Source organism: Streptomyces sp. NPDC006691 (assembly GCF_042869955.1).
Lineage (GTDB): Bacteria > Actinomycetota > Actinomycetes > Streptomycetales > Streptomycetaceae > Streptomyces.
Map to the genome: position 1 here is coordinate 461,592 of NZ_JBIAGW010000002.1, position 13,632 is coordinate 475,223.

The window sequence follows — 13,632 nt, forward strand, 5'->3', positions numbered from 1 at the left end:
CCGCGCACCGCAGGGAGCAATCCTCGCGGGCTGCGAAGGCACCGTGCGCTGGAGAGGGGACGAGAAGCTTCCCGAGGAGTGGCACTTCCAGATCGACGAGAAGCCGGGTGACAAGAAGCTCACCAGAGTCGCCGCGAAGATCCGGCCCCGGGACACCACCCCCGGCACCGGCGCGGGTGCGACCGACCCGTTCACCCCTCAACGCCGCCGGAACGCCGACGCCCTCGCCCGCGCCCAGGCGGCCTAATCCCGCCTGCTCAACCGGCCGAAACCCCGCGCGCGCAACCCCCGAGCGGGCCATGCCGACGGGGCCGGCCCGCGACCCGGGCCGGCCCCGTCGGCGTGCATGCCCCGTACCGCGAGCGATCGGCGGCGGGCGCGACCACTGCGGTCGAGCCCCTACCCCAAGCGAGCACTAACGGGAGAGACGCCGAAATCCGCCGTACAGACGTGGGGTTCCCGTGGGGGTGTGCACTGGGCAGAAGACCTGGAACGGCCTTGAGGGACATACGGGTGCGAGTTCCCGGCAGGGTCCGGGCGACGAGGGCTGGTCGTGCTGTACCGCATGTGACCTCCGGAGAGTCACCCGATGGGGCCATGCCGGGGCATCTGCCGAAGAGGTGGGTGGGGGGTGATCTCCGTGATGGTGTTCCATGCCGTGTGGCCCATGGGCGTCGCCCGGTGAGCCCGCGAACTGCGCAGGGCAGGGGTAGGCGAACTCTCGCTCACTTGATGGCGAGTGCCCCGCTGACTAGCGAATTCCTCTGCTGGCTCAGGTGGATGTCGACCCCCTGTTGAGTGCTCCGCGCAAAGTGACGCCGAAGTGCATGCGCAGTCGGCGCAGTTCCCAGATCGACAGGGTGGTAACGGACAGCGGAGCGCCGATCAGGAACAGTGCCCGCACCCACGCTGGTGCGGCGATCGGAGAGCTGTCGAAGAGCTGGAAGACGAACATCGACCAGACCAGGACGGGCGATAGCAGAGGAGGCAAAACTTCATGCACGTCAGCCACACGGAACATGTGGTGCACGGACAGGACCACGGCCGTGATGAAGAAGGGGAGCGCGAAGAGTGAAGTGGCCAGGAGCAGGGGGAGTGCGACGAGCTGCAGGCCCCAACCGAGCTGGCTGGTCAGTCCGGTCCCCGCCCCCTTCATGATCACTAGCCAGTTGAAGGCCGCACCACCGAGCAGCACACCGAAGGCCAGCAGCGGACTGATGAGCCGACGTCGGTAGACCGACCGCCAGGGCGGGCGGGCGGCCAGCACGAATGCGGTCAGCGCGATCGACCCCGCCACCAGCAGTATTCCGGCGCTGAGGAGCGACTCAAGGAGTTTGCCCTCTGCGAACTCCTTCGCCGACCCCCTCAGCGGGTAGGCGTAGAGCAGCCAGATGGTCGCTGAGATGGCAATGGCGGTACGTGCCAGCTGGGCCGCCTCGATTCCGCGATCGGTAAGCCGGTCCTCGCGGGTGGGCCGGAGCGCCCTGGATGCCAGGGTGAACGGAAGCGTCAGGATCCCGACGCAGCCTGTACTCGTAGAACGTCTTCCCGGCCGGTTCCGTATACCGGTACTCATGACCTCGCCCCCGTGATAGCGGCCTCTGTTGCGCCTGTGTGTGGTTTTCGGTGGATGACCAGCGTGTTTGCTGGCCCGCAAGGTAGCAGAGTCGATGAAGGTGAGGCCTCCGGGAGCCCTCACCAGGGGCGGGCCCGCGTTCGTCAGCCGAGCTCGGCCAGCCCCTGTAGGAGAAGACCGGACCAGTCGGGGCGTCGGATCAGATCGTCTGGGAATTCCACGGAACTACCCGCAATACGATCGGTGATCGTTCCCTCGAAACATGCCACTGCGCGGCTCTCGCGTTCCTCAACGGCCAGCCGCCACCGCGAGTTTGCGCTGCTTCCTTCGCAAGGGCACATGGACAGGACGCAGCGAACGTCGCCGCGATCGAGAGAGAGGGAATGATGTGCCTGGTCCACGGTGAAGCGGTGCCATGGCTCGCCCGAGTCGAACAGCGCCGCCTGGTGGTGCGGGTGTAGGGACCAGTTGTCCGCGAGGCCCTCGGCGCGCCAACTCTCGTATCGGGCAGCAAGGTTGATCATCGCAGTCCTGTCGGACGGCTCCGGGTAGCCGCCCGTCGGACCATACTCTCCCCAGTGATCCGCCATCGACTCTCGCACCCAGTTGTGCAGGGCGTCCCCCACACCGCCCAGGGGGTGCAGCATGTGTGTTGCGTCCAGTGCATCGAGGACTGCGGTACGGAATCGGCTGTGCCTGCGGAGGTCATCGTCCATCTCGGCCTCCGACAGGAGCTTTTCGACACTCTAGTTGGCCTTCTCTTGGCGGAAGAAGGCGATGGCGGTTCGGGGGAGTCCAGCGACGCCTGGCCCCGGGCGCCCACGGGGACTGGGACGCCGGGCCAGTGCCCCCGCCCCCTCGGCTCAGGCGAGCGTGACGCGGGGCCTGGCCCCGCCGGCCGGCACCCTCGGATCAGCCGGTCGCCCCCGCGCTCGCGCGCTCCTGACGGTAGGTCAGCTGCCGTACGTAGAGGATCGCCAGGACCGCGGCCGCCAAGTTCAGCACGTCGATGGCGATCATCACGCCGGCCGCCCGGTGCGCGGTCGCCACGTCGGCGCCCGCCGCGGGCAGGCGTGAGCCGACCAGGGCCAGTACCTTCGACGCGACCCACGCGAGCCACCACGCGTTCAACAACGCGAACGGCGCTCCGCGTCCCGTGTGCGCGGGGGCCGGCCTGACGCTCGCTCGCGTCACGTCACGGGCGATCAGCCAGGGCATGACGAGGTTCACGAGTGGCACGAACCAGACCCCGATGGCCCACCCCGGGCCCGTCGAGCACGATCCCGGGGCGAGGACTTCGGCGTTCGTCCTCGTCCGGTGGAACCAGGCGATGAAGAAGCCGGCCGTGGCGGCCATGGCCCACAACTGAAGACTGGACGCCGGGCCTTCGCGGTCCACGGCGGCGTCGAGCCCGTTCGGCGCCGCGGTGTGGCCCCCGGGCGTAGAGAGCCCCGAGAGGCGGAACGCGTCCACGTCGACGAAGAGGCCGTGGACGGCGGCGGCCGCCGCCAGCAGAAGCAGCACTCCGACGGTCAGCGCCAGCCCGCGCAGCGGACGGAACCGATGCGCTCCGCCCGCGCCCGCCGCGCGGGGCAGCCCGAGGGTGTCCAGACCGGCGTATGTCTCGAACCCCTTGGCCCAGTCGTCCCCTTCGTCTTCACCGGATCTCCTTGATGAACCCGACATGCTCCGTCATCCCCCCTGGTAACCGCATTGATCCTCCGCCTTCGGGCGGACCCTGGCGGACTGTACGACACGGGGATCACCGATCGCGAGCCCTGAGCAACTTCGCTCAGCCGAAGCGCAGTTGAAAACACCCGCGTCCGCACCCGGGCGGCCGGAGTCACCTGGGTGCGGACGTGGGCGGTTGGGCGGTCCTGAGCCGCCGGGTCAGTACGCCGTCGTCAGCGTCACCCCGCTGAAGGCGCTCTGGCCGTACAGGCTGATGTAGCGGTAGCCGGCCGCGGTGTTGGTGACGGTGACGCTCTCGGTGTTGCCGGACGTCACCGAGCGGGCGGTGTAGGCCGTGCTGCTCGCCCAGGTGCTGGGGTTGTAGTAGAGGTCGGCGTTTCCGGTGCCGCCCGTGGTGGTGATCCTCAGGGTCACCTTTCCGGCCGGCAGGTAGAGGTAGAAGTAGTCGAGGCCGCCCGCGGCCGCCGAGAGTGCGGAGCGCGAGCAGTTCTTGCCCAGCACGCGGGTGTCGGGGTCCGTGCAGTCCGGCAGGCCGCCGGTCACCGTGACGGACTTGGTGGTGGTGGCGGTCAGGCCCTTCGAGTCCGTGACGGTCAGCGAGACCGGGTACGTACCGGCCGCCTGGTAGGTCTTCGACGGGTTGGCCGCCGTGGACGTGGTGCCGTCGCCGAAGTTCCAGGAGCGCGCGGTGATGGTGCCGCCGGTGTCGGTGGAACGGTCGGTCAGGCTCACGGTCAGGCCCGCGACGGCCGTGTCGAACGCCGCCGTCGGGCCGCTGCCCGTGCCGCCGCCGCAGGCGCCGGCGGCACACGCGTCGAGCCAGGTGTTGAAGTCCGCGTCGTACCGCGTTCCGATGCCGGTGCTGTAGACGGCGTACGCGCCCTGGTAGTCACCGGAACGGAACTTGGCCAGCATGTTCTGGACGTCCGCGGGATGCTTCTCGACCATGTACCGGGTGGCCAGGTAGCCCCAGGGGTAGGTGCGGGTCAGGTCGGAGTTGGCGTACGAGCTCTGCCACAGGGTGCTCAGCGCGTAGGTGTGCTGGGCGGCGTCCGCGATGGCCTCGGTGTCGGGCAGACCGCGGTAGCTGTACGAGACGTACTCCGCGAAGCCCTCGATCCACCAGATGTCCGGGACGTCCTGCCCGGCGTTGAAGTCGCCGGCCATGTCGTAGCGGCCGTCCAGGTAGTGCGTGTACTCGTGGTTGAGGTTCCAGATGTCGCCGGGGAAACCGTCGCCCACGCTCTTCACGTACGACAGGAAGCGGGCCTGGTTGGCCGGGTCGGAGGGGTCGCCCTCCAGGTACTCACCGCCGTTGTCGGTGCTGTTGCCGAAGATCCAGCCGGAGTACGTCTGGTAGTCCTTCGGGCTCGCGAACGTCACGATCTGGATGTTGGTGTTGTGGTCGTTCGCCACCGGACCGCTGTCCTTGACGATGCCGTGGAAGTACGCGTCCTGGCCCTTGACGCTGGTGCAGGCGGCGGCGAGGGCGGCGTCGCTCAGCGACTGGGCGCGGAAGGTGTGGTCGGCGTCGCACTGGTAGGTGATCGGCAGCGCGGCGGCGGTGAGCTGGCCGACGAAGTCGCAGGTGCCGTAGTACGAGCACTGCGCCTGGTCGTAGGCGTCCGTCATCGCGGCCACCGCGACCCACAGCGGCGCGGTCGTGCCGGTGATGGCGGAGACGCCGAGCAGGCTTTTGACCAGCGGCCGCACCTTCGCCTGGAGCGCGGGGGTGTCCAGGAAGCGGGCCATCTCGCTGCCGGCGTTGGCATCCAGGTAGAACCACGCGTCGTCGAGCTTGGCGAGGTGGTTGTGGGCGAAGGCGCTCAGCGTGTCGATGATGCTCGGGTCGGCGGTCACCGCCGTGATGTAGGCCGGGTTCCAGTGACCGCGGAAGAGCGGGGTGAACACGTCGTTGACGGCGGTGTCCATGCTCCAGTACGCGTCGTAGGAGCTGTTGTAGGCGTTGAGCACCTTCTTGTACGTGCTCAGGTAGCGGGCCTGCTCGTTGGCGCTGTCGGTCAGGATCAGGACCTCGCCCATGATGTCGCCGTTGGCCGAGCTGACGTCCATGAAGTGCGGGGACGTGGTGAACGTGTCCAGCGCCGACTCGCTGGCCGTGGCCAGCGCCGGGCCGTAGGGGCCGACGGCGGAGGCGTTGTAGGACTGCACGTAGTAACCCGCGCGCAGGAACAGCACGAGCTGCCACACGTTGGTGGAGTTGTCACCCGGGTAGGAACGGGCGCTGTCCGTAAGGGCGTTGGCGACCGTGACCATCTGCGCCTCGCGGAACGCGTTGTAGGCGTCGGTGCCGGTCAGGCCGAACAGCGTGTTGACACAGGTCGTGGTCGACGCCTGGACGAAGGCGACCAGGGCTGATCCCGTGCGGCTGCCGAAATCGCCCGGCGTGCAGGACGCGGCGGCTCCCTTCGCGGCCCTGTTCCGCGCCTCCTGCGGTGCCGGGGAGGTCGGCGGACGGTGCGGGGGGAGGTGCGTCCTGTCGATCGGGGCGCGCCGGGCGTCGGAGCGGTCGGACGCGTCGGCCGTCGAACTCAGCGGCCTGGGAGCCGAGTTGGATTTCGCGGTGCTCGCTCCGGGGCCCGGGCGGGCCGCGCCCGGCGAGCCGTCCGCGGCGGCCGCGCGGCTCGGCTGCGCCAGCATGGCGATGCCCAGGCAGAGTGCGAGGGCGAGTACGAGGAAACCGGTGAGACTTCGTCTCAGTCCCTCTGGTCGGGTGTTCACGTGCCGCCTCCCAGCGGTGTGAAGGCCGCGCCCGCAGCGCGGCGGTGGGGGATACCGCGGGCCTGAGCCGCCCCGCCGCCCCTGGCTCCGGGGCGTGACGTGCGTCCCCGGCTCGGGGACACGGTGCCCCGGCCTCGGGGCGTGGCGGAGCGGACCCGTCGACCCGCGGGCCTGGCTGATCATGTGGCATGAACGCGACTTGATGGTGCGCTCTGTAAAATTGCATATGTCACATGGCTTGGGAAGGGAGTGCGGGTAAACCCGAGGCAATTACTGGGAGTTGACCTGTCGTGCGGGCATGGTGGAGAGGCGTTGCGGCCCCATGGCCGTCGACAGGCGACAGTGGCGACGAGGTGCCGGTGCCGCTGTCGGCGCCGGTGAGGTGGGGGTGGTCGGCGCGGCGCTCCTCATCCGGCGGGGCGGGGCCTTCGCCCGGCGGCGCGGTCCCGACCGTCGGCTCTGTCCCGGCTGTCGGGGCATCGGGGGGCGGCCACGTCGAACCGGGGGAGACCCTCATGGAGGCCCGCGCCCGGGAGGTAGAGGAGGAGACGGGCCGGCGACCGCCCCGGGTGCGCGCACTGCTGGCGGTCGGTGGCTGGACGGGGGACGACGGCGGCGGACCACGGCGTGAGGCGGACTACCTCGTGGGCGTCGGCGGCGGCCTGGACCACGCCGCCCTGGAGTGGCCCAAGCACGCCGATCATGGCTGGTTCGGGGTCGAAAACCTGCCTCGGCTCAAGGCGGGCCGGGCCCCCGCGGAACATTCCAGCCCTGACCCGATCGCCCTGGCGTTACGGGATTACGGGTGAACTGGCCGCACTTCGCCGGCAGTTGTTCATGCTTGTCGGTCTCCCGCCGGTCTACTTCGACGTCCGGCGCAGGACCAGGGACACGAAGCCGAACGCGTCGCGGTAGGCGCGCAGCCATTCGTCGCGGTGGACCGTCGCCGCCTCCAGGGCCTGGGCGCTGTCCGGGTCGTCGGGGTGGTCCAGGGCCCACGAGGAGAGCGATCCCGTCCAGGCCCATTCGTAGGCGTCGAGTTCCGCGCGGGTGCTGAGGTGCCCGTGGACGGGGGTCCATCCGTCGGCCACGACCCGGTCCAGGAAGGTCGGCAGGGCGTCCAGTTCGCCGAGCAACTCCGTTGCCTCGGGCGTGGGTTCGCGCTCCCAGTAGCCGTCACCGATCAGCACGCGTCCGCCCGGCGCCAGATGTGCGCGGGCCGCCGCGAGGGTGGGGAGCAGGCCGCCGAAGGCGTGCGCGGAGCCCACGCTGATGACCAGGTCGAAGACAGGTTCGGCGGCGAAGCGTGCGGCGTCCTCGCGGTGCAGGGTGAGGCGTTCGTGGACGTCCTGCTCCCGGGCCGCCTCGCGGGCCCGGCTGAGAGCGCTCTCGGCGATGTCCACCCCCTCCGCCCGCAGCTGGGGGTGGACGGCCAGTGCCCGCAGCAGCCACTCGCCGCCGCCGCAGCCGAGGTCCAGTACGCGGGCGTCGTCGCGCGGGATGCCGTGGTCCAGGAGCCGGCGTACGGCGTCGTCGTCCAGCGGGGCCGCGATGGGGTGGTCGGCGTGGGCGAGTCCGGAGATCTGTTCACGGTTCATCGGGGGAGCGTGGCACGGGGTGGCTCCGTGCGCACCTGGTTTCCGTCGTGTGCCCAACTGGTCCTGTGTCATGGCGCTTCGGGATCGGACGATCCGGCCGCCAGGGCGAGCCGGTCGGCGAGGGCGGCGACGAGATCGCGGAGCTCCGCGGGACGCTCGATGGTGAACGGGAGGTCGAGCCCGGCCAGTACGCCGGGCAGCCAGCCGAGCCGCTCCACCCTCAACTCGGCGCGGAAACAGGGAGGTTCACCATCCCCTCCCGCACCGGGCGGCAGCTGCGTGAGGGCCGCCAGGTCGGCGGGTAGATGGCGGCGGATCTGCTCGGCCGTCCCCTGGATGCGCAGGCTCACCTCGTGCCGGTAGGGGGCCGCGGCGAGCCCGGACAGGACGCGCTCGGCGGGATCGAGCCCGGTGGGCGGTACGAACGAGCCGGGCAGCACTCGTGCTTCGGAGATGCGGTCGAGGCGGAACGTCCGGTCCGCGCCGATCGCGGGATCGGTGCCGGTCACGTACCACTTGCCCGCGTGGGCGACGAGGCCGTGCGGATGCAGGGTTCGTGCGCTGCGCCGCCCGTCGGCGGAGGCGTACCGGATCGCGACCGGCCGGTGATGCCGTACGGCGTCGGCGAGCGGCAGCAGGACGGCGCCGGGAGGCGCGCCGGGCGGGGCCGGGGGCGTATCGGGCGGAGCCGTGAAGGTGAGGGAGTCGAGGACCGCGTCCATCGCTCGGCCGAGCCGCTCGGGGAGGACGCGGCGGATCTTGGCCGCGGCCGTCTCGCTCGCCACCCCCGTACTCGTCATCAGGCCGGCCCGCTGACCGGCGACGAGGCCGAGCAGTACGGCGAGCGCCTCGTCGTCGCTCAGCATCAGCGGGGGCATGCGGTAACCGGGGGCCAGCCGATAGCCGCCGTAGCGGCCGCGTACCGATTCCACGGGCACGTCGAGGTCCAGGAGGTGCTGGGCATAGCGCCGCACCGTCCGCTCGTCCACGTCGAGCCGGGCGGCCAGTTCGGGCACCGTGCGGGTGCCGCCGGACTGGAGGAGTTCGAGGAGGGTGAGGACGCGGGCGATGGGTCGGGCCATGCCGCCGAGTATCTCCCGGATACCGGGCGGATTCTGTCCGGTATTGGTCATAGCGTGTGGTCAGAGGCTCGGAACGCCGGCCTCCGCACCATCTTTCCGCTCACACCTCTCATGCCCCTCACACCGCTCATCCTCTGGGAGATCACCATGGACTTCGTCTCGATCCGCGTCATCACGGGCGACATCGCCCGCCTCGTCGGCTTCTACGAGCGTGCCACCGGGCTGACGGCGAGCTGGTCCACCGAGGACTTCGCCGAGCTCAGGACCGCCTCGGCCACCCTCGCGATCGGCAGCACCCGTACGGTGCCGATGTTCGCGCCCGGCGCCGCGCGAGCGGAGGCCAATCGCAGCGTCATCCTCGAATTCCGCGTCGAGGACGTGGACGGGGTGCATCAGAACCTGATCGGCTCCGGTCTCGTCGACGAGTGCGTCCAGCCGCCCACCACCATGCCCTGGGGGAACCGCTCGCTGCTCGTGCGCGACCCCGACGGAAGCCTCGTGAACTTCTTCACGCCGGTCACCGAGGCCGCCGCCGCGAGGCTCGCGCGCTGAGGGCGTCCGCGACGGCACCCGTGGGTGACCCGCGACGGGCCCCCGAGGGCGTCCCGCAACGGCCCCCACCTGGGACGTCCGTTTCCGACGGGGTTTCGTACGGCCCTACTATGCACCCGGGAACGTCGCCCACAGGGCGAGGGGAAAAAGGGGGGTGCATCGCATGGACAGGGCCACGCGAGGGTGGGACGCGGCCGGTCGTGGGACGGCCGAGGCGATGGTCGCGGAGGCGCGCAGGGCGCTCTTCGTCATGTTCGGGTTCATGGCGGTCGTATGGGCCCTGCACCTCGTGAACTGGCTGGGCGACTATCAGCTGGACCGGGAGTTCGGGCTCGTCCCGCACGACATGAGCCGGCTGCCGGACATCCTGGTGGCGCCGTTCCTGCACTTCGGCTGGAGCCATATCGAGGCCAATTCCGGGCCGCTCTTCGTCTTCGGCTTCCTGGCCGCGTACCGGGGCGTGGTCCGCTTCCTGTGGCTGACCCTGCTCGTCGCGATGACGAGCGGCCTCGCCGTCTGGCTCTTCCAGGACACCAACACCCTCGGGGTGGGCGCCAGCGGCGTGATCTTCGGATACTTCGGATACGTGGTGCTGCGCGGCCTGTTCGACCGGCGCCTGATCGACACGCTGATCGGCGTGGTCATGGCGGCCTCCTTCGCCTATCTGGTGACCGTCGCCGTCCCCGGCACTCCCGGAGTGAGCTGGCTGGCGCACCTCGGCGGGCTCGTGGGCGGTATGGCGGGGGCCTACCTGCTGCGCGACCGGCGCGGGCCGGTGCCCGTCGCCGCCGGGGCGACCGCCGCCACCGGGACGCCGGCCGTACTGGACCCGGGCCGTGCCGAACTCCACCGCGAATTGCGGGACTTGGGCCTGCTCTGAGCCCTGTGGCGCAAGGGTGCTGCGGCGGCACCCGTGGGGAAGTGGTGGGCCCGGGGGAAAATCGGTGCCGTAGCGGCCGCCGTGCGCGCAGACTCGCCCCATGGCGGATGTGGGGACGTTCGGGGAAGCGGTCGGACGCTGGGCGACCGGCGGCTCCTGTGCGCGGGCGACCGAGCTGGCGGCCGAACTCGCCCTGCGGACGGCGGTGTTGCTGGAGGGCCTGAGTGATCTCGCGGCCGTCGAGGCGCTCGCGGTGCTGCGCGGCCGGGATCTCGGCGCGGAGGGGGTGTGCGTCGTGTCCATGGGCGGGGCGATGAACGTGGGACGTTATGCCGGTCTGCTCGGGCCGCCCGGTCTCGGCCTGCGCCTCACCGGGCTCTGCGACGAGCGGGAGCAGCGCTACTACGAACGCGCCCTGCGGCGCGCCCGCGCCCCGCGCCCCGGCTTCTTCGTGTGCGCGGCGGACCTGGAGGACGAGCTCATCCGCGCCCTCGGCACGGACCGCGTCGAGGAGATCATCGCGGGGGAGGGCGATCTGCGCGCCTGGGAGACCTTCCTGCACCAGCCGGCGCAGCACGACCGCCCCCGCCACCTCCAACTCCGCCGGTTCCTGGGCACCAAGAAGGGCCGCAAGATCCGGTACGGGCGGCTGCTCGCGGAGTCCCTCGACCCCGCGCACGTACCGGCACCGCTCGACGCCCTCCTCGCGAGCCTGTGAGGCGGTGGGGGACCGGCCGACGACGGGCCGTGCCCGCGGCCTGCGTACGGGGTCGGGTGGCGTCGGGTCGCCTGCGTACGGGGTCGGGTGGCGTCGGGTCGTCTGCGTGCGGGACGGGGCTTCGGGCCGTCGGCGCCCGCGTGCGCGATCAGTGGACGGCCGGGCCCGTGCGACCGGTCGGCGCGCCGGATGGTCCCGCACCTGAGGGGTGAGGGCACTGGGCAAGTCAGGTCCTGGTTGCCCCACCCAGGGCCTGGACCTGCGGCGGCACCGTTTGCGACGGAGGGTCGGCTCTGCTCCCGGCCCGGCGGACGACGACCGGGGCCGCGAGCCCGGCGAGGGTGAACAGGCCACCGACGACGTATCAGCCGGGCCGGCCCCAGGTGATGCACAGGGAGATCGGCAGGGCCGGTCCGACGGCTTCGGCGAGCCCCGCCCCCAGCCCGAACACGCCGAGGTACTGGCCGGTGGCATGGCTGGGGGCGAGGGCGAAGGAGACCTCGAAGCCGGCCGCGGCGTGCCACGGTTCGCCGACCGTGTGTACAACCTGGGTGAAGTACAGGACTCCGGCGGTGAGGTAGAGGCCGCTCCCCACCGCGTAGACGAAGTTGGAGGCGGCAAGGGTGCGGAGGGGGCCGGCATCCGGCAGGAGGCGAGCCACGGCATCGGTCCGTTTCCTGAGCGGACAGTCCAGTAAGGACTGGCCCAGCTTGTTGCTTATTACGCCCGAGGGCAAGGCCCCGGTGCGAAGTTCGCCACGAACCTTCGCTGCCACGGCGTTTCGACCGCCCGGCGCGCATAGTGCCGCCGTACGTACGCGACGGCCTCCGCGGCGGGGACGCCGTCCAGGACGGCGAGGCAGGCCAGGGCCGTCCCGGTGCGGCCGAACCCGCCACCGCAGGCCACCTCCACGCGCTCCCGCTCCGCTCGGGCCAGCAGGGTGCGCAGAGCCGCCGGGAACCCCGCCCGGTCGGACGGCAGCCAGAAGTCCGGCCAGCGCACCCACCGGTGGTCCCAGCCGACCGGCTCGGGGCGGCGGCCGAGCAGGTGGAGGGCGAACTCCGGCTCGGGGCCCGCGGGAAGCGGATTCCTCAGGCCGCGGCCGCGTACGAGGCGTCCCGACGGGAGGCGCAGGACGCCGGCGGCCGTGAGGTCCCAGGTGGTGTTCATGGGCCGAGCCTAGTAGGCCGGCTGAGGGATCAACGGCCCTTGCCGGCGCGGGTGTTGAAGGTGGCTGGAGCGTGCCTCGGTGGGCGGGGAGCCAGTGGGCGCGCGGACGGCACAGCACGGAGCGGGCCGCTCCGCAAGCCGGGCGCCACCATGCGGGGCGGACCGGGCGGGCCTAGCGTGGTAGCGGAGTGACGTCCCCGTCGGGACGTCCCGCCAGGACGTTCCCGTCCGGACGTCGTCGTCCGGGCGCTCCTCGACCGGCAGGAGGCCTGCCCGTGAGGTACTCACCCAACCAGTGGCGCCGGGCGTGCGCGAGTGTCGCCGCCGCCGCGCTGCTGACCGTACCGGCGGCAGTCGGCAGCGCGAACGCCGCCACCGCGCCCCCTGCGCCGTCCCCCTCGGCCTCGGCGTCGAGCGGCTCGGGCTTCACCCGGCTGACCCCGGCCGTCACCGCGCGCCTGGACGCCGCGATCCAGAAGGTCATGCGCGAGGCGAACGTCCCGGGTGTGTCCGTCAGCGTGTCGGCGCCCGGCAAGGGGACCTACCTCAAATCCTTCGGCGTCGCCGACAAGGCGACGGGCAAGCCGATGACGCCGGACCTCTTCGTGCGGATCGGCAGCGAGACCAAGACGTTCACCGTGACAGCCCTGCTCGAACTGGTCGACCAGGGCAAGGCGGCCCTCGACGACCCGATCTCGAAGTACGTCGAGGGCGTACCGGGCGGGGGCAGGGTCACGCTGCGGCAGCTCGCGGAGATGCGGAGCGGTCTGCCCAGCTACACGGAGGACCCGGCCTTCGTCCAGGCGCTGCTCTCCGACCCGAAGCGGCCGTTCACTCCCCAGCAGCTGCTCGCCTACGCCTACAAGCAGCCGATCCAGTTCCAGCCCGGCGCCAAGTACTTCTACTCCAACACCAATCTGATCCTGCTCGGCCTCGTCGTGGAGAAGCAGGGCGGCATGCCGCTGCGCGACTTCATCCAGCAGAAGGTCCTTACGCCGGCCGGGCTCAAGAACACCAGTTTCCCCGTCGGTGCCGAATTCCCGAGCCCGCATCCGCAGGGGTACACCAACCAGACCCTGGACGGGAAGGTCGCCGTCACCACGGACTGGAACCCCTCCTGGGGCTGGGCGGCCGGCGCGATGATCTCCACGCTCCCGGACCTGAAGAGCTGGGCCCGCACGGTCGCCACCGGCACCCTGCTGTCCCCGAAGACCCAGGCCGAGCGGCTCAAGGTCGTGCCGACCGGGATTCCGGGCGCCGGGTACGGCCTGGGCATCATCAACGTCCAGGGCTGGATCGGCCACAACGGATCGCTGCCCGGTTACGAGACCCTGACCGTGTACCTGCCCGAGTCGCAGGCCACGATGGTCGTGGTCCTCAACACGGACATCCTGGACGGCAAGACGGAACCCAGCACGCTCTTCGGCCAGGCGGTCAGCAGCATCGTGACGCCGGGGCATGTGTTCAACCTGCCGGTGCCCGAGCCCCGTCCGTCCTCGTCGACCTCGTCCTCGTCGTCGCCCTCGGCCAGCCCGTCGGCCTCGTCCTCCCCCTCGACCGGCACGTCGGCCTCGCCGTCCTCGTCCTCCTCGACTTCGGCCACCCCGTCGTCCGGGTGAGCG

Annotated in this window: 14 protein-coding genes; 6 read left to right on the forward strand and 8 right to left on the reverse strand. The window is 71.0% G+C overall.

The window, feature by feature from the left end:
- Positions 1 to 43 precede the first annotated feature (43 nt).
- Positions 44 to 247: a hypothetical protein gene (locus ACFYNP_RS05545; RefSeq protein WP_388782881.1), complete on the forward strand. Its 204-nt coding sequence runs from the start codon at positions 44 to 46 to the stop codon at positions 245 to 247.
- A gap of 525 nt (positions 248 to 772) precedes the next feature.
- Here ACFYNP_RS05545 and ACFYNP_RS05550 read toward each other — a convergent pair.
- The 4 genes from ACFYNP_RS05550 to ACFYNP_RS05565 form a co-directional block, all read right to left on the reverse strand.
- Positions 773 to 1,576: a hypothetical protein gene (locus tag ACFYNP_RS05550; protein ID WP_388782884.1), complete on the reverse strand. Its 804-nt coding sequence runs from the start codon at positions 1,574 to 1,576 to the stop codon at positions 773 to 775.
- A 143-nt stretch (positions 1,577 to 1,719) separates the two neighbouring features.
- Positions 1,720 to 2,292, reverse strand: coding sequence for a hypothetical protein (locus ACFYNP_RS05555; protein WP_388782885.1), 573 nt, complete (start codon positions 2,290 to 2,292; stop codon positions 1,720 to 1,722).
- A 196-nt stretch (positions 2,293 to 2,488) separates the two neighbouring features.
- Positions 2,489 to 3,262 (reverse strand): DUF4328 domain-containing protein, encoded by a 774-nt coding sequence (locus ACFYNP_RS05560; RefSeq protein ID WP_388782888.1) that lies wholly within the window; start codon positions 3,260 to 3,262, stop codon positions 2,489 to 2,491.
- A gap of 204 nt (positions 3,263 to 3,466) precedes the next feature.
- The gene (locus ACFYNP_RS05565) at positions 3,467 to 6,010 is read right to left on the reverse strand and encodes a collagenase (RefSeq protein WP_388782891.1); all 2,544 of its coding nucleotides are present in this window, start codon (positions 6,008 to 6,010) and stop codon (positions 3,467 to 3,469) included.
- A gap of 515 nt (positions 6,011 to 6,525) precedes the next feature.
- Between ACFYNP_RS05565 and ACFYNP_RS05570 the strand changes: the two genes are divergently transcribed.
- Entirely contained in the window at positions 6,526 to 6,819 is a 294-nt protein-coding gene (locus ACFYNP_RS05570) for a hypothetical protein (protein ID WP_388782893.1), read from the forward strand.
- A gap of 51 nt (positions 6,820 to 6,870) precedes the next feature.
- Here the strand turns inward: ACFYNP_RS05570 and ACFYNP_RS05575 are convergent, their stop codons facing one another.
- On the reverse strand, positions 6,871 to 7,608 hold the full coding sequence (locus ACFYNP_RS05575; protein ID WP_388782896.1) for an SAM-dependent methyltransferase: 738 nt from the start codon (positions 7,606 to 7,608) through the stop codon (positions 6,871 to 6,873).
- 68 nt (positions 7,609 to 7,676) lie between these two features.
- Complete coding sequence (locus ACFYNP_RS05580) at positions 7,677 to 8,690, reverse strand: helix-turn-helix transcriptional regulator (RefSeq protein ID WP_388782899.1); 1,014 nt, start codon at positions 8,688 to 8,690, stop codon at positions 7,677 to 7,679.
- Positions 8,691 to 8,837: 147 nt separating this feature from the next.
- Here ACFYNP_RS05580 and ACFYNP_RS05585 point away from each other — a divergent pair, with 147 nt between their 5' ends.
- The 3 genes from ACFYNP_RS05585 to ACFYNP_RS05595 all read left to right on the forward strand — a co-directional run bounded on the left by ACFYNP_RS05585 (position 8,838) and on the right by ACFYNP_RS05595 (position 10,840).
- The gene (locus tag ACFYNP_RS05585) at positions 8,838 to 9,242 is read left to right on the forward strand and encodes a VOC family protein (RefSeq protein ID WP_388783308.1); all 405 of its coding nucleotides are present in this window, start codon (positions 8,838 to 8,840) and stop codon (positions 9,240 to 9,242) included.
- A 163-nt stretch (positions 9,243 to 9,405) separates the two neighbouring features.
- A complete protein-coding gene (locus ACFYNP_RS05590; protein WP_388782901.1) occupies positions 9,406 to 10,122 on the forward strand; it encodes a rhomboid family intramembrane serine protease in 717 nt (238 codons plus the stop codon).
- Positions 10,123 to 10,222: 100 nt separating this feature from the next.
- Positions 10,223 to 10,840: a TOPRIM nucleotidyl transferase/hydrolase domain-containing protein gene (locus ACFYNP_RS05595; protein ID WP_388404203.1), complete on the forward strand. Its 618-nt coding sequence runs from the start codon at positions 10,223 to 10,225 to the stop codon at positions 10,838 to 10,840.
- 364 nt (positions 10,841 to 11,204) lie between these two features.
- On the opposite strand, the gene ACFYNP_RS05600 is transcribed toward ACFYNP_RS05595, so the two are convergent.
- Complete coding sequence (locus ACFYNP_RS05600) at positions 11,205 to 11,501, reverse strand: hypothetical protein (RefSeq protein WP_388404206.1); 297 nt, start codon at positions 11,499 to 11,501, stop codon at positions 11,205 to 11,207.
- A gap of 59 nt (positions 11,502 to 11,560) precedes the next feature.
- Entirely contained in the window at positions 11,561 to 12,010 is a 450-nt protein-coding gene (locus ACFYNP_RS05605) for a protein-tyrosine phosphatase family protein (protein WP_388782903.1), read from the reverse strand.
- A gap of 275 nt (positions 12,011 to 12,285) precedes the next feature.
- Between ACFYNP_RS05605 and ACFYNP_RS05610 the strand changes: the two genes are divergently transcribed.
- Positions 12,286 to 13,629 carry a serine hydrolase domain-containing protein gene (locus ACFYNP_RS05610; protein WP_388782905.1) on the forward strand — a complete coding sequence of 448 codons (1,344 nt, stop codon included), beginning with the start codon at positions 12,286 to 12,288 and terminating at the stop codon, positions 13,627 to 13,629.
- The last annotated feature ends 3 nt before the right edge of the window (positions 13,630 to 13,632 follow it).